The following is a 16035-nucleotide window of genomic DNA, read 5'->3' on the forward strand; positions in this document are numbered from 1 at the left end:
CCCGGGGGGAGGGACCGTGTTGGGCGAACACGTCGAACCACTGGGGACCTGGGGGGTTCTGTGCGGCATGGGGGACTAGTCAGCCCGTTTCCGTCGGCACGCGAGCATCTGGGGAACGGCGCGATCAGCCGGCCCGCAATCGAATGGGAGCAGCGGTACCGCCGTGCCGTGATCACCAGCGACACGGTGGCCACCGCCTTCGTGGTGGCCGCGATCGGCAGTTTCTTCGGGGTCCGGGACGCGGCCAACTGGCACGAGAAGTGGGGGATCCTCGCCTTCGGCACCGAGTTGCTGGTGCTGGGGACGCTTGCGGTGAGCCGCTCGTGGGCTCCGGCCGTGCTCGGCCAGGGCGCCGAGGAGTTCCGCCGGCTCGGACGCTCACTGTGCACGGCGGCCGTCGTGCTGGCGCTCGGCGGGGTCGCCGTCACCTCGCGCAACATCAAGCTCTGGATCTTCGTCGCGATCCCGGCGATCGCACTCGTCACCATGACCGAGCGGTACCTGCTGCGCCTGTGGCTGCACAAGCAGCGGAAGGAAGGGCGGTGCCTGCGGCCGGTGCTCGCTGCCGGGAGCCCGGCCACCGTGCGCGACCTGATCACCCGGATCCGCAAGTTCCCGCACCTCGGCTGGCAGGTGGAGGCCGTGTGCACGACGGACGCTCCCGGGCTCGACGGTGACCACGTGGACGGGGTGCCGGTCGTCGGCCGGCTGACCGACGTCGCGGGCCACGTCCGCCGCAACGGCTACCGTGTCGTCGCGGTCACACCGGACCCGCACTGGTCACCGGACCGGCTGCAGCGGCTTGCCTGGAACCTCGAGGGCAGCGACGCCGAGATGGTCGTGGCCCCCGTGCTGATGGAGGTGGCCGGCCCGCGGCTGCACGTCGACGCGGTGCTGGGGATACCGCTGCTGCGGCTCAGCATGCCGACCTTCACCGGGGGCCGCCGCGCGGTCAAGGAGGTCGTCGACCGGCTGGGGGCGGCGGTCCTGCTGGTGCTGTTCGCGCCGCTGATGGTGTTCGTCGGGCTGCTCGTGCTGGCGGACAGTCCGGGTGGGGCGTTCTACCGCCAGCGCAGGGTCGGCAAGGACGGACGCGAGTTCACCATCTTCAAGTTCCGCACCATGGTCTCCGGGGCCGACAGGGCACGTGCCGAGCTGGCCGACCGCAACGAGGGCGCCGGCCTGCTGTTCAAGCTCCGCCGGGATCCGCGGGTGACCCGGGTGGGAGCGGTGCTGCGCCGGTACTCGATCGACGAGCTCCCACAGCTCTTCAACGTGCTCACCGGCTCGATGTCGCTCGTCGGTCCGCGGCCTCCGTTGCCGGAGGAGTCCGCCGCGTACGGCCCGGACATCCGGCGGCGGCTGCTGGTCAAGCCCGGGCTCACCGGCCTGTGGCAGATCAGCGGACGCAGCGACCTGCCGTGGGACGAGGCGGTCCGGCTGGACCTGCGGTACGTGGAGGACTGGTCGCTCGCCCTGGACACGGTGATCTTGTGGAAGACGCTCCGTGCGGTGCTCCACGGGCAGGGGGCCTACTGATGCGCGGAGGTCGCCGTCCGGCCGGCGCGAGGATCGCAGGCCGGGAGAGCCTGCCTGGGGGGAGGAACGGGTCATGAGGGTCAGCGTTTTCGGGCTCGGCTACGTGGGCTGCGTGTCGGCCGCGTGCCTGGCCAGCATGGGTCACGAGGTCATCGGGGTGGACGTGAACCCGGTGAAGGTCGACCTGGTCAACGACGGCAAGGCCCCGGTGGTCGAGGAGCGGATCGGCGAGCTCACCGCCGAGGTCGTGCGGACCGGAGCGCTGCGCGCCACCGGCGACGTCCGCGAGGCGATCATGGACAGCGAGGTGTCACTGATCTGCGTGGGCACACCGTCGGAACCCAACGGCAGCCTGTGCACCACGTACTTGGAGCGGGTCACCGAGCAGATCGGCGCCGCGCTGGCCGAGCGGGGCGGACGGCACACCGTCGTGTTCCGCAGCACCATGCTCCCGGGCACCTGCCTGAACCTGCTGGTGCCGATCCTGGAGAAGTACGTCGGCGGCACCGCCGGGGTGGACATCGGGGTCGCGGTCAACCCGGAGTTCCTGCGCGAGGGCACGAGCGTGCGGGACTTCTTCGACCCGCCCAAGACCGTCATCGGCGAGCTCGACCCGGCGAGCGGCGACGTGGTGGCGGCACTGTACGACGGCTTGCCGGGCGAGGTGTTCCGGGTGCCGGTCCCGACGGCCGAGGCGATCAAATACGCGGACAACGCGTTCCACGGCCTCAAGATCGGCTTCGCGAACGAGCTGGGTGCGGTGTGCCAGGCGCTCGGGGTGGACTCGCACCAGGTGATGGACGTGTTCCTGGCCGACCGCAAGCTGAACATCAGCCCCGCCTACCTGCGGCCCGGCTTCGCCTTCGGCGGCTCCTGCCTGCCCAAGGACCTGCGCAGCCTGGTCCACGCCGCGCAGCGGGCCGACGTCTCGGTACCGATCCTCGCCAACGTGCTGACCTCCAACTCCGAACATCTGCAGCGCGCGGTGGAGCTGGTCGAGCGCACCGGCAAGCGCCGGGTGGGCCTGTTCGGGTTGTCCTTCAAACCCGGCACCGACGACCTCCGCGAGAGCCCGCTCGTCGAGCTGGCGGAGAGGCTCTTCGGCAAGGGGTACGACCTGCGCATCCACGACGCCAACGTGAGCCTCTCCCGGCTGATGGGCGCGAACCGCGAGTACATCGAGACCCGGCTGCCGCACCTGGCGCAGCTGCTCGGGGACTCCGTCGGCGAGGTGCTCGAGCACGCCGAGGTGGTCCTGGTCGGGACCAAGGACCCTGCCGTGCTGTCGGCGCTGCCCCATGGCGACGGCCCGGTGATCGTCGACCTCATCCGCCTCCCCGACGCCGAGGCGCGCCGGGCCGAACCGGGGTACATAGGCCTTGCTTGGTGACACGACCAGCGGCGACCGGCCGGACCGGCGCGCGCTGATCCTGGTGGAGAACCTGTCGGTGCCGTTCGACCGGCGGGTGTGGCAGGAGTGCACGACGCTGCGCGACGCGGGCTGGGAGGTGCACGTCATCTGTCCCCGCGGGAGCAAGCGGGACACGGAGCCGGAGGCGGAGATCGACGGGGTGCGGATCCACCGCTACCCGTTGCGCGCGGCCACCGGAGGGCCGGCCGGCTACCTCAGCGAGTACGGATCGGCGTTGTGGCATACGTTCCGCCTGGCCCGCAAGGTCGGCCCGGTCGACGTGGTCCACGCCTGCAACCCGCCCGACCTGCTGTTCCTGCCGGCACTGTGGCTGAAGCGGCGCGGCGCGCGGTTCGTCTTCGACCAGCACGACCTGGTACCCGAGCTGTACCTGTCCCGGTTCGACCGCGGGAAGGACCTCCTCTACCGCGCGGTGTGCGCGCTGGAACGGCGGACCTACCGGGCCGCGGACGTCGTGCTCGCCACGAACGAGAGCTACCGGGACGTCGCGCTGCGCCGTGGCGGCAAGCGGCCGGAGGACGTCTTCGTGGTGCGCAGCGCGCCCGACGTCGACCGTTTCCACCCGGTACCGCCGGAGCCGGAGCTGAAGCGCGGCAAGCCTCATCTGCTGTGCTACCTCGGTGTCATGGGCCCGCAGGACGGCGTCGACTACGCCTTGCGGGCCCTGGCGAAGCTGCGCGACGAGCTCGGGCGGAGCGACTGGCACGCGGTGTTCGTCGGCGCCGGGGACGCCTTCGACGCGATGGTGGAGCTGTCCCGGCGGCTCGGGCTCTCGGACCAGGTGCAGTTCACCGGGCGCATTCCGGACGCCGACCTGGTGCGCTACCTGTCGACCGCGGACGTGTGCCTCTCCCCCGACCCGCGCAATCCGCTCAACGACGTGTCGACCATGAACAAGGTCCTGGAGTACATGGTGATGGGGCGGCCGATCGTCTCGTTCGACCTCCGGGAGGCACGGGTCTCGGCCGGTGACGCGGCCGTCTACGCGCCCGCCAACGACGAGGCCGCATTCGCGGGGCTCATCGCACAGCTGCTGGACGATCCGGAGGAGCGGGCCCGGATGGGCAAGATCGGCCAGGAGCGGATCACCGGGCAGCTCTCCTGGCGCACCTCGCAGCGGTCGCTCCTCGCCGCCTACGCCGCCGCCTGTCGTGACCGGGCTCCGGCGTCGGCGGGCGAACCGGTTCCGACAGAGAAAAGGCCGCCCCGTTGAGCGATGACACGATACGCCTGGCCATGATCGGGCGGATGATCCGTCGGCGCTGGCGGCTGCTCGCCGCCCTCGCCGTGGTGGGCGGGCTCGTCGGCTACGGCGCCTCCTCGCTGTTCCCACCGCGGTACACGACGTCGGCATCGGTACTGCTGCCGGGGGCGTGGGAGGAGCGCGAGCTGCTGACCCAGTCGGAGATCGCGACCAGTTCGGTGGTGCTCGACCGGTCGGCCGCCACGCTCGACTGGGCCGGGGTCGGCGGCGCCGAACTGCGAGACCGGGTGAGCGCCAAGGCCACCGACGGGAACATCATCAAGATCTCGGGCACGGCCGAGACCCCGGAGCGCGCTCAGCGGCTCTCCGACGAGGTGGCCCAGCAGTACGTCACCTTCGCCGCACGGGTCGTGGGCGACACCACCGATCCCGAGGGGTCGGCGAATCCCGAGGCGCTGCGGGAGCTGATGGAGCAGACCAGCCGCCGCATCACCGACCTGGCCAAGGCGGCCGATCCGGGCCGGACCGTGGAGAGCGTGCAGGCCCGCACCGAGCTCGAGAAGCTGCGCACGACGCTGGAGCAGGCCATGGACAAGCTGGACCAGACCGATCCGGCGACCAACAAGGCCAACATGGTCGTCATGGGGGCGGCGGCCCGGCCGATCGGCGAGGCACCACCGACCAGGACGCAGTTCATCGTCACCGGGGCGCTGCTGTTCCTCCTGTTCGCGGTCATCGGTCATCTCGTCGCCGCACGGATGAGTCGCCGACCGCGCACTGAGCCCGAGATCGCCGCGGCGCTGGGCTCGGCGCTGCTGGGTACCGTCGACGTACCTGATGGACGGCGCGCGCACCGGCCGGAAGGCCGTGGCGCGCGGACCCTGATCCGCCGGCTGCTGGGTGTCGACACCCGGTGGGACGTGCCGGCCCTGCACGCGTCCGGTGACGAGGCCAGCAGGAAGATCCGCTACGGCCGGGTGTGCGCTCGTCTCCGGGACCAACTGCCGGCCCCCCGGCGGCTGCTGGTGGTCGTCCCGGACGGTGACGGGACCGCCCGCCGGGCCGCCGAACAACTCGTCGCCGAGGCCGGGAGCGATCCGCTGCTGCGGGTGGTGGGGGTTTCGGTGTCCCGGCCGTTGGTGCCGGACCGCGACACCGAGTCCGGTGTCCTGGTCGTGCTCAGCGCGGGCAGTTGGACGGCAGGGGAGCTCGCCGGCATCGGCGAGGCATGCGCGGACGCCCGCCATCCGGTCGTCGGCATCGTCGTCGCCGGCGGGGTCAGGGACCGTCGGACACGGTCTGCCGCCCCTCCTCCGGATGGCGCCACGCCGGCGATCGCGGTGGGCGTCGACGCGATGGGAGGTTCGGTGTGACGACGAGCACGACTTCGCAGTCGTCGGCAGCCGCTCCGCTGCTGGACCTGCAGGCGCTGGTGGTGGCGGTACGCAGGCGCCGCCGCCTGTGGTGTTCCGTGGCGCTGCTGGGGTTGCTGGCCGGCGCGGGGGCCGCGGTCCTGCTGCCGCCGCAGCCGACCGCGGTGACCACGGTGCTGGTCGCCCACCAGGCGGACCAGCCGAACGACCCCGGAACCCTGATCCGCACCGACGCCGCGCTGCTGGAGACCACGCAGATCGCCGGTGAGGCGCTGCGGTCGCTGAACTCCTCGGAAGACCCGGAACACTTCATGCGGGACTACCGGGGCATCGGTTTGACCAACAACCTGCTGCAGATCAACGTGACGGGTGACAGCGACGCGGAGGCCGTGGCCCGTGCCAAGGCACTGGCCGACGCCTTCGTCGCCGACCATGTCAAGCGGATACAGAAGGCCGCGAACGCCGAGGCCAAGACCCTGCTCGACCAGCGTGACCGCATGCGGGACGAACTCGCCCGGGTCAACAAGTCGATCGGCGAAGGGCCGCCGGAGAGCGACCCGAACGCGTCGGCGAACCTCGAGTCGCTCTTCGCCCGCCGGGCCGAACTCACCTCGCGCATCGCCGATTTCGACCAGCGCGCCGCGGAAGCGGGCATCGGCACGCCCCAGCTCATCGCCGGCACGCAGATCGTGGACGCCCCGCGCACGGTGCAGCACTCCCTGCCCAAGGCCGCTGCCACCAACTCCGCGATCGGACTCGGCCTCGGGCTCGTGCTCGGGCTCGCGCTGGCCGCGGTCGGCGCGGTGGTGGCGGACCGCCCCGTGCTGCGCCGGGAGATCGCGGCGAACCTGGGCGCCTCGGTCATAGCGGAACTGCGCCGCACGCCCCGCCGCCGGTCGGCCGGGCGGTGGCAGCGCCGACGGACCCGGGCGGCACGCGAACGGCTCACCGCGACCCTGGCCCGCACCGTACGCGGCGCCGCGGAACCGGTGTCGCTGCTGGAACTGGGCTGCGCACGCGGCGCGAGCGTGATCGCCCTGGACCTCGCCGGCGCACTGGCGGCGGAGGAGCCCGTGGTGATCATCGACGGTCTGCCCGGCCGGCACCTCGCCGACCGCCGCCGGAAGCCGGGAGACCCGCCCGTGGTCGGCGGCGAGCGTGCCGCGACCGTCTCGCACGAGGTGCGCCGGCTCGGCGTCGGCTCGGTCGCGCCCGGCACGGCGTGGACCGACCTCCAGTACCTCGGCACCCAGACGGTGCTCGTCGTGCGTGCCGGGCACGGCAGCGCCGCATGGCTGCACACCGTGGCGCGGCAGCTCGCGGACCTGCGCATCCCGGTGATCGGTGTGGTGCTGATCGACCCCGATCCGCGTGACCGGACCGACGGCACGCTGTGGGACGGGCTGCACACCGCGCTGCGCGGCCACAACGAGCGGCTGGCCCGGCAGAGCGGGACGGGCCAGCCGCGGCCGAAGCAGCCGTCGTGGGCCGCACGGGTCCCGGACAGCGACCAGGAGGCGCGCTAGACATGTGTGGCATCGCAGGCACCTACCGATGGCCGGACGGGAAGGCCGTGGCCGACCGGCTCACCGACACCCTCGCCCACCGCGGTCCGGACGGGGCGGGCCGGTACGGCCATCCCGTCGGTGACGGCGAAGTGCACCTCGGGCACCGCCGGCTGGCCATCATCGACCTGTCCGAGACCGGCGCCCAGCCGATGGTCTCGGACGGCCTGGTCCTGACGTACAACGGCGAGCTGTACAACGCGCCCGAGCTGCGTGCCGAGCTGGCGGCCGCCGGAGTGCGCTTCCGCGGTACCTCCGACACCGAGGTCCTGCTGGAGGCCTGGCGGCGCTGGGGCACGGACTGCCTGCCCCGGCTGCGCGGCATGTTCGCGTTCGGGATCTTCGACGAGCGAACCGGCGAACTGGTGCTCGCCCGCGACCAGCTCGGCATCAAGCCGCTGTTCCTGCTCCGGCGCGGCGAGGGTCTGGTGTTCGCCTCCGAGCTCAAGGCGCTCGCCGCCGTGACCGGCGGGTCGCTGCAGGTGGACCCTGCGGCGCTGGTGGCCTCGCTGCTGTACTACTGGGTGCCGGACTCGCGGTGCGCGTTCCGCGAAGCGGAGAAGCTGCCGCCGGGGACCTGGCTGCGGTGCCGGCCCGACGGCCGCGTGGAGCGCGGCCGGTTCTGGAACCTGAAGGACGTCGCCGCCGAGGGACGGGAGCGGGCCCTGAGCGGCGAGCAGCCGGACATCGCCGCCGTCGTCGAGGAGTCGACCCGGCGCCACCTGCTCTCCGACGTACCCGTGGCGACCTTCCTGTCCGGCGGGCTGGACTCGAGCTACCTGACCGCGCTGGCCGCCCGCGACCGCCCCGGGATCTCCGCTTACACGATCGGGTTCCGCGCCGAGGACGCCAGGTTCGAGGCGATGCCGGACGACCTGCGCTACGCCCGGCAGGTGGCCGAGCGGTTCGGCGTCGACCTGCACGAGATCGAGATCGCTCCGAACGTGCTCGACCTGCTGCCGCGGATGACCCACCACCTGGACGAGCCGATCGGCGACCCCGCCGCGATCAACACGTTCCTGATCTGCTCGGCCGCCCGGGAGGCCGGGGTCAAGGTGATGCTCTCGGGGATGGGCGCCGACGAGCTGTTCGCCGGTTACCGCAAGCACCTGGCCAACGTGATCGCGCTGCGCTACCAGCGCGTCCCGCGGTCCGTGCGGCGCGGTCTGTCCAGGGCCGTGGACCGGCTGCCGGTCGCAACGGCCCGCCGGGGGTACCGGTCGGTGCGCTTCGCGAAGCGGTTCCTGTCCTTCGCCGATCTGCCGGAGGAGACCGCGTTCCGGCGCAGCTACACCATGTACGACCAGGAAGAGCTGCTCGCCCTGGTCGATCCGGACCTGGCCGGGGCGGTCGAGGACGTGCTGACCGAGCACGCGGACGTCTACCAGGACAACGACCTGGACGACTTCGTCAACCGCATGTGCCTGGGCGACGCCCGGATGTTCCTGCCGGGCCTGAACCTCACCTACACGGACCGGTCGAGCATGGCCGCCTCGACCGAGGTGCGGGTGCCGTACGTGGACGTCGAGGTGGTCAGGGCGGCGTTCGCCGTGCCCGGCGACCGCAAGATCGTCGGACGGCAGGGCAAGGCCGTCCTCAAGGAGGCGGCCACCTCGATCCTGCCCCGGGAGATCGTGTACCGGCCCAAGGGCCTGTTCAGCGCCCCGCTGCGCGCGTGGATGAGCCGGGACCTGGCACCGCTGGTGCGCGAGGTGGTGAACGACGGCGTGCTCGTCAGTTCCGGGTTCCTGCGCCGCGACGCGCTGGCCCGCATGGTCGCCGAGGACGCCGCCGGACAGCGGGACTTCTCCAAGCATCTGTGGCATGTACTGACCCTCGAGTACTGGTACCGCGACGCGACCTCCGGGTCCGGCCAGGACGCTCGCTCGGCGGCGTAGAAGACGGCGTAGAAACAAGGGGACTTCGGGTGAAGCAGGTTGTGCAGAACTACAAGAGCGGCGAGCTGGCGGTGCTCGACGTGCCGGAGCCGGGGTGCAAGCCGGGCGGTGTGCTGGTCAGGACCGCCTACTCGCTGATCTCCACCGGGACCGAGCTCATGAAGGTGTCCGAGGCGGGCATGTCGATGCTGGGCAAGGCCCGCTCGCGACCGGACCAGGTGGCCAAGGTCATGCAGAGCGTGGCCACCAACGGGGTGCCCGCCACCTACCGCAAGGTGATGGGCAAGCTGGACTCCTACACCCCGCTGGGCTACTCGCTGTGCGGGGTGGTCGAGCAGGTCGGCAGCGGGATCGACGACGTGAAGGTCGGCGACCTCGTGGCCTGCGCCGGTAACGAGCACGCGCTGCACGCCGAGCTGAACTGGGTTCCCAAGAACCTCTACAGCCCGGTGCCGGACGGCCTCGCGCCGCGGCACGCGGCCTTCGGCACCGTCGGGTCGATCGCGATGCAGGGCGTCCGCCAAGGCGAGCCGCAGCTCGGCGAGGTGGCGCTGGTCATCGGCCTCGGGCTGATCGGGCAGCTGGTGGTGCAGCTCCTGACCGCCTCGGGGGTGCGCGTCGTCGGGGTCGACCCCGACCCGGTGCGCTGCGATCTCGCCGAGCGCCTGGGCGCCGCGGCCTGCGGCGATCCCTCGTCCGCGGCCGTGGAAGCCGCCGTCGCCGAACTCACCGGCGGTCACGGGGTGGACCAGGTGTACCTGGCCGCCGGCGGCGGCAGCAACCAGCCCGTCGAGCTGGCCGCGCGGCTGAGCCGGGACCGCGGCCGGGTCGTCGACATCGGCAAGTGCCGTCTGGACCTGCCGTGGAACGCGTACTACGAGAAGGAGCTCGACGTCCGGTTCTCCCGCTCCTACGGTCCCGGGCGCTACGACCCGGAGTACGAGCTCGAGGGGCGGGACTACCCGATCGGCTACGTGCGCTGGACCGAGCGCCGCAACCTGGCCTGCTTCCTCGATCTCCTCGCCCGCGGCGCCGTCGACGTGGAGCCCCTGGTCTCCCACGTCGCCGACTTCGATGACGCCGTCGAGACGTACCGGAGCCTGAAGGACGGCGACCTGAAGGCCGTGGCCGTGCTGTTCCGCTACCCAGAACACGCGGGAGAGGCGCAGGCCCCGGAGGTGGCCGTGCCCGCGGTGCGACGCGAGGCAGGAGTCCCCACCCCGGCCCGGTCCGCCACGACGCCGGTGCGGCTCGCGTTCGTCGGTGCGGGGAACTACGCGACGTCGATGCTGCTGCCGCACCTGGCACAGCGCGACGGCGTCGAGCTGTCCACGGTCGTCACCACGACGGCGCTGTCCGCGGCCAACGCGCAGCGGAAGTTCGGCTTCGCGCAGGCCACCACCGATCTCGACGCCGTCCTCGGCGACACGTCCATCGACGCGGTGTTCGTCGTCACCCGGCACAGCTCGCACGCCGAACTGACCCGGAGGGCGCTGCTGGCCGGCAAGACGGTGTTCGTGGAGAAGCCGTTGGCACTCACCGAGGACGAGCTGGCGGGCGTGCTCGCGGCGGTCGAGGAATCCGGCAACGACCGGCTGCAGGTGGGCTTCAACCGCCGGTTCGCGCCGCTGCTGCAGGACGCCAAGAAGCGGTTCGGCGCCCGGACCGGTCCGGCGAGCCTGCGCTACCTGGTCAACGCGGGCCGGCTGCAGCACGGGAGCTGGTACCTCCAGCAGGGCACCGAGGGCTCGCGCTTCGCCGGCGAGGGCGGGCACTTCATCGACACGGCGAGCTGGCTGCTCGACGCCGACCCGGTGTCGGTGTACGCGGTCGCCACCTCCGGCAACGAGGACCTGCAGGTCATGCTGCACTACCCGGACGGGTCCACCGCCACCATCAGCTACGTCACCACCGGCGCGCCCGGATTCCCCAAGGAGACGCTGGACCTCGTCGCGGACGGCAGGGTGCTGCGGCTCGACGACTTCGTCCGTGCCTCGGTCTACGGCCGCAAGCGGTGGGTCAGTTCGCGGCTGCCCAAGGCCCGGGACAAGGGCCAGTCCGCCGAGCTTGCCGCGTTCGTCAAGGCCGTGCGGACCGGCGGACCGATGCCGGTGCCGCTGGAGTCGCTGGTCGCCACCACGGCGGCCACCCTCGCCGTGCAGGCCGGCCTGGCCGGCGGCGCGCCGGTGACGTTGGCGAGGGCGCGATGACCATGACCGCGGGCTGGTACCTGCGGCGGCTGTCCCGGATGGGACCGCGTGAGGTCGGCGGCCGGGTGGGCGACGCGGTGCGCAGACGGCGGTGGCGGTCGGCGCTGCCCGACGGCCCGGGCGTGACCGGCGCCCGGTTCACCGCGGTCCTGCCCGCCGGGACGATCGCCGCGGTGCCACCGGACGCGGCGAAGCGGCTCATCGCCCAGGCGGACCGGCTGATGGACGGGCACGCCGAGTTCTTCGGGGTGGAACGCGACGACCTCGCCGACCCGGACTGGTGGTACGACCCGAAGACCGGGCTCCGGGCCCCGGCGGGTTACGCCTTCGACGTGCCGTACCGGAACGAGGACGCGGTCGGGGACATCAAGCAGATCTGGGAGCCTTCCCGGCACCAGTACCTGACCGTGCTCGCCGTCGCCTACGCGATCACCGGGAACGACCGGTACGCCGAGCGGGTGGCCGAGCACCTGCGGTCGTGGTGGGCGGCCAACCCGCCGCTGCGCTCGGTGCACTGGATCAGCGGCATCGAGCTGGGCATCCGGCTGCTGTCCTGGGTGTGGATCCGCCGGCTGCTCGACGGCTGGCCGGGCGCGGCCGGGCTGTTCGAGGACAACCCTGTGGCGCTCCGGCAGATCTGGCACCACCAGCGCTGGCTGGCCGCCTTCCCCAGCCGGGGGTCCTCTGCGAACAACCACGTCATCGCCGAGGCCGCCGGGCAGCTCGCCGCGGCCTGCGCGTTCGGGTGGTTCCCCGCCTCGGCGCGCTGGCGGGCCGGCGCGGTGCGGTCGCTGGAACGGCACCTGCGGAACAACACCTTCGAGTCCGGCCTCAACCGCGAGCTGGCCACCGAGTACCACGGACTCGTGCTGGAGCTCGGCCTGGCCGCGGTGGCCGAGGCGGACGCCGCCGGCGTGCCGGTCCCCGCGTCGATCCGGCTGGTATTGCTGCGGATGACCGACGCGCTCGCGGCCGTCGTGGACAGCCGGCTGCGGCCGCCGCGTCAGGGGGACGCGGACGACGGCCACGGTCTGGTCGTGGACGGCGTGGGCACCGACCGCTGGGCCTCGCTGCTGGCGACCGGGGAGGCCGTGTTCGGCCGGCTGGCCTGGTGGCCTGCGGTGACCGGCGCCGACGTACGCACCCCGCTGCTGGCCGCGCTCATCCGGCCCGGCGCACCGGCCGCGACCCGCCCGGCAAGCCGACCGGACCACCTCGCCGACGCGGGGCTCACGATCCTGCGCGGTCCGGGGGAGATCTGGTGCCGCTGCGACGGTGGTCCGCACGGCTTCCTGTCCATCGCCGCGCACGCCCACGCGGACGCGCTGTCCGTCGAGGTCCGGCACGACGGGGTCGACGTGCTCGCCGACCCCGGGACGTTCTGCTACCACGGGCAGCCCGAGTGGCGGCGGTACTTCCGCTCGACCCTCGGCCACAACACCCTGCAGCTGGACGGCGGCGACCAGTCCGTCTCCGGGGGCCCGTTCCTGTGGACCCGGCACGCCCGCAGCCGCGTCCTGGTCGCGGACACGTCGGGCGCCTCGGAAGGGGGGACGGTCCGCTGGTGCGCGGAGCACGACGGTTACCAGCGCTCCGTGCACCGCCGCCGGGTGGAGCTGACCGCCGCGAGCCGGGAGCTGCGGGTGGTCGACGAGGTGCGCGGCCCGCGCCGGGCCGTGCAGTTGGCGTTCCACCTCGGCCCGGCGATCGCCGCGGACCTGGTGGGGAACCGGGCGGTGCTCACCTGGACCCGGGACGGCGAGGACCGCTCCGCGGTGCTCGACCTGCCCGGGCAACTGCGCTGGCGGGCACATCGCGGGGAGAGCGACCCGCCCCTGGGCTGGTACTCCGCCGGCTTCGGGCGCAAGGAACCCGCCACGACGCTGGTCGGCACCGGCTCCGCGGACGGCACGGAGCTGTCCGGGGAGTTCACCACCGTACTCACGTTCCGCGGCTAGGGGGACGCGTGGGATTCAAGTGGAGGCACAGGGCGTGGCCGGCGGCACCGCTGGCACTGGCCCTGCTGGCGGCGACCGCCTGTACGAGCACGCCGGACGACGCCCGGGCGGAGCCGACGCGTGCGCCCTCCACGTCCGGAGCGCCCTCCACGTCCGTGGCCCGGGTGTGCGCCAAGCCCGCGGCCGGGCCGGCGAAAGCGCCGGCGGGCGCGGTGACGGTCGACCCCGGGGTGGTCGGCGACCTGGCCGAGAAGACCGAGAACAGCCCTCCGGGCACCACGTTCTGGCTTCGACCGGGCACGCACACGCTCGACAAGGGCCGCTACGCCCAGGTCATCGCCAAGAAGGGGAACCGCTACCTCGGCGCGCCGGGCGCGGTGCTCGACGGCCGGAAGACCAACAACTACGCGTTCAGCGGCACTGCCCCCGACGTCACCATCAGCCATCTGACCGTGCAGCGTTTCGTCGCGCCGCACGACGAAGGCGTGGTCAACCACGACATGGCCGACGGTTGGGTGATCGAGCACGCGACGATCCAGAACAACTCCGGCGCCGGGCTGATGGCCGGTGCCCGCCAACAGGTCCGGGCCAATTGCCTGCGCGACAACGGGCAATACGGAATGAACGCGTACAAGACCGGGGACACCATCCGCGACCTGGTGGTCGAGGGCAACGAGATCGTGGGCAACAACACCGACGACTGGGAGAAGCAGCGGCCCGGCTGCGGCTGCACCGGTGGCATCAAGTTCTGGGCCGTCAACGGCGCCGAAGTCCGCGGCAACTGGGTGCACGACAACCGCGGCGCCGGGTTGTGGGCGGACAACAACAACAACGACTTCCGCATCGAGAACAACCTGCTCGAGGCCAACGACGGTGCCGCGCTGATCTACGAGACCAGCTACAACGCGGTCATCCGGAACAACACGATCCGGCGGAACAACTGGGTCGAGGGCCGCACGTCCGCTGAGGCCGGCGACAGCTTCCCGTTCGCGACCATCTACCTGTCCGAGTCCGGCGGCGAGCCACGGATCCGGGCCCGCACGGACAAGATCGAAATCTATCGGAACGTCCTGACGGACAACTGGTCCGGGATCACCCTGTGGGAGAACGCCGACCGGTTCTGCAACAGCCCGGCCAACACCTCGGCCGGTGAATGCACCTTGCTGGTGCCGGACATCGACCGCTGCGCGCGTCCGGCGATCGCCACCGCACCGCTCTACGACGACTGCCGGTGGAAGACCCAGCGGGTGGACATCCACGACAACCGCTTCATGCTGGACGCGTCCGTCGTCGGGTGCACGGTGCAGTGCGGCCGCATGGCGGTGCTGTCCAACTACGGCACCTATCCGGACTGGTCGCCGTACCACGGCGATCGGGTGGCCGAGGCGATCACCAACAAGCAGCACAACCGCTGGCACGACAACGTCTACGTCGGGCCGTGGAGCTTCGTCGTCCACGACCCGAGCCGGACGCTCGACGTCCTGCAGTGGCAGGGCACGCCGTACCGGCAGGACACGGGCAGTACCTTCCGCCCACGGGCCGGTGGTTGAGATGGGCGGGGACATGACGCCCGGTCGGCCGCCGGGCGGACCGGCCGCGGCGGGCACGCGGCCCGGCGCCGAACCGCACCCTTCCGGCACGCCGAAGACCGTCGGGGTGGTCTGGGGGCTGCTGGTCCTCAACACGCTCGGCTCCGCCGGGGCGAAGACCATCGTCCCGCTGCCCCGCTCCCTCATCCAGATGGCCACCATGGGTGCGCTGGTCGCCGCGTTCGCGCTGGCGCTCACGCTCAATCTCCGGCTGCGCATCCGGCCCAGCGCCTTCGTGCTCCTGCTCACCCTGCTGCTGGTGCCGAGCGTGATCTCCAGCGCGGACCTGGAGTCAGGGTTCGGCGCGCTGTTCCGCTGCGCCCGGCTCGCTCTCTTCGTCGGCACACTGTGGCTGCTCAGCCGCTGGTGGGACGGCAGCCTGACGTTCGTCCGGTACCACATCCGGATGTACTTCGCGGTGCTCGCGTTGGTGATGGCCGGCCTGGTCATCTCCCCGGGTGCGGCCATGCCCGAGCTCTACGGCGGGCGACTGGTCGGCGCGTTGTGGCCGCTCACGCCGCCGCAGATCGGGCAGTACGCCGCGGTGATCATCGGGCTCACCGTGCTGCTCCTGATCGGCCGCCGGACCGACAGGGCAGGCGCGGCGGTGATCATCGTGCCGTCACTCGTCCTGCTCGCGTTGACCCATACGCGGACGGCCACGGCCGGCCTGCTCCTCGGGTTGGCGTTGGCGATCGGCTCGCTCGTCCTGACCAGCGCCGCCGCCCGCCGGTTCTTCGCCTGGGCGGTGCTGTGCGTCACGGTGGCCGCGGTGGGGTTCGCCTCCGCGCTACGGGCGTGGTTCCTGCGTGGACAGAGCCAGGAGAACTTCACCAGTCTCACCGGTCGGGCCAAGGTCTGGGACGCCCTGCTGGCAGCGCCCCGGACGACCGCGGAGAAGTTGTTCGGCACGGGTCTGGGCGACAAGTCGTTCGGCGGGCTGCCGATCGACAACAGCTGGCTGGCCGTTTACAACGAGCAGGGTCTGATCGGCGTCACCCTCGTGGCGGCCTTCATCCTCGTGCTGGGCGGTGTCGCGTTGCTGCGGCCACCGTCGCTGCCGAGGGCCTGCGCGATCTTCCTGATCAGCTACGTCGCGATCTCGTCGTACACCGAGGCCGGGCTGGGCGACGCCTCGCCGTACCTGCTGCATCTGGCCCTGGCCGCCTCGCTGCTGGCGGCACCTGCCGCGGCCACGCCCCTGACGACGCCCGCTGTCCCCCGGCGACGTATCCCGCGCTGGGCGCGGGATCGGGAGGTGACCTGA

At 72.1% G+C, this 16035-nt stretch carries 10 protein-coding genes; all 10 read left to right on the forward strand.

Annotation, left to right across the window (positions count from 1 at the left end; all coding sequences use genetic code 11):
* Window positions 1–60 precede the first annotated feature (60 nt).
* Window positions 61–1539 carry a sugar transferase gene (locus PV341_RS15770; RefSeq protein ID WP_500321869.1) on the forward strand — a complete coding sequence of 493 codons (1479 nt, stop codon included), beginning with the start codon at window positions 61–63 and terminating at the stop codon, window positions 1537–1539.
* Window positions 1540–1612: 73 nt separating this feature from the next.
* Window positions 1613–2929: a nucleotide sugar dehydrogenase gene (locus PV341_RS15775; protein ID WP_500321871.1), complete on the forward strand. Its 1317-nt coding sequence runs from the start codon at window positions 1613–1615 to the stop codon at window positions 2927–2929.
* On the forward strand, window positions 2919–4184 hold the full coding sequence (locus PV341_RS15780) for a glycosyltransferase family 4 protein (protein ID WP_500321873.1): 1266 nt from the start codon (window positions 2919–2921) through the stop codon (window positions 4182–4184). The genes PV341_RS15775 and PV341_RS15780 overlap by 11 nt, the downstream gene beginning before the upstream one ends.
* Entirely contained in the window at window positions 4181–5548 is a 1368-nt protein-coding gene (locus PV341_RS15785; protein WP_500321874.1) for a YveK family protein, read from the forward strand. Before PV341_RS15780 ends, PV341_RS15785 begins: the two co-directional genes overlap by 4 nt.
* The gene (locus PV341_RS15790) at window positions 5545–7074 is read left to right on the forward strand and encodes a Wzz/FepE/Etk N-terminal domain-containing protein (RefSeq protein ID WP_500321875.1); all 1530 of its coding nucleotides are present in this window, start codon (window positions 5545–5547) and stop codon (window positions 7072–7074) included. Before PV341_RS15785 ends, PV341_RS15790 begins: the two co-directional genes overlap by 4 nt.
* A gap of 2 nt (window positions 7075–7076) precedes the next feature.
* The gene (gene asnB / locus PV341_RS15795) at window positions 7077–9011 is read left to right on the forward strand and encodes an asparagine synthase (glutamine-hydrolyzing) (RefSeq protein ID WP_500358140.1); all 1935 of its coding nucleotides are present in this window, start codon (window positions 7077–7079) and stop codon (window positions 9009–9011) included.
* A gap of 29 nt (window positions 9012–9040) precedes the next feature.
* On the forward strand, window positions 9041–11221 hold the full coding sequence (locus PV341_RS15800; protein ID WP_500358141.1) for a bi-domain-containing oxidoreductase: 2181 nt from the start codon (window positions 9041–9043) through the stop codon (window positions 11219–11221).
* Window positions 11218–13179 carry an alginate lyase family protein gene (locus PV341_RS15805; RefSeq protein WP_500358143.1) on the forward strand — a complete coding sequence of 654 codons (1962 nt, stop codon included), beginning with the start codon at window positions 11218–11220 and terminating at the stop codon, window positions 13177–13179. The genes PV341_RS15800 and PV341_RS15805 overlap by 4 nt, the downstream gene beginning before the upstream one ends.
* Before the next feature lie 8 nt (window positions 13180–13187).
* A complete protein-coding gene (locus PV341_RS15810) occupies window positions 13188–14729 on the forward strand; it encodes a right-handed parallel beta-helix repeat-containing protein (protein WP_500321880.1) in 1542 nt (513 codons plus the stop codon).
* Between the two features lies 1 nt (window position 14730).
* Window positions 14731–16035, forward strand: a complete 1305-nt coding sequence (locus PV341_RS15815; protein WP_500321882.1) for an O-antigen ligase domain-containing protein — start codon at window positions 14731–14733, stop codon at window positions 16033–16035.

This window comes from Streptomyces sp. PA03-1a, assembly GCF_033792805.1.
In the GTDB taxonomy this organism is placed as follows: Bacteria; Actinomycetota; Actinomycetes; order Streptomycetales; family Streptomycetaceae; genus Actinacidiphila.

Bases quoted from the DNA above. Each gene is read 5' to 3' on its own strand.
- PV341_RS15775 (WP_500321871.1), top strand. From the start codon at position 1,613: ATGAGGGTCAGCGTTTTCGGGCTCGGCTACGTGGGCTGCGTGTCGGCC.
- asnB (WP_500358140.1), top strand. From the start codon at position 7,077: ATGTGTGGCATCGCAGGCACCTACCGATGGCCGGACGGGAAGGCCGTG.
- PV341_RS15805 (WP_500358143.1), top strand. From the start codon at position 11,218: ATGACCATGACCGCGGGCTGGTACCTGCGGCGGCTGTCCCGGATGGGA.
- PV341_RS15815 (WP_500321882.1), top strand. From the start codon at position 14,731: ATGGGCGGGGACATGACGCCCGGTCGGCCGCCGGGCGGACCGGCCGCG.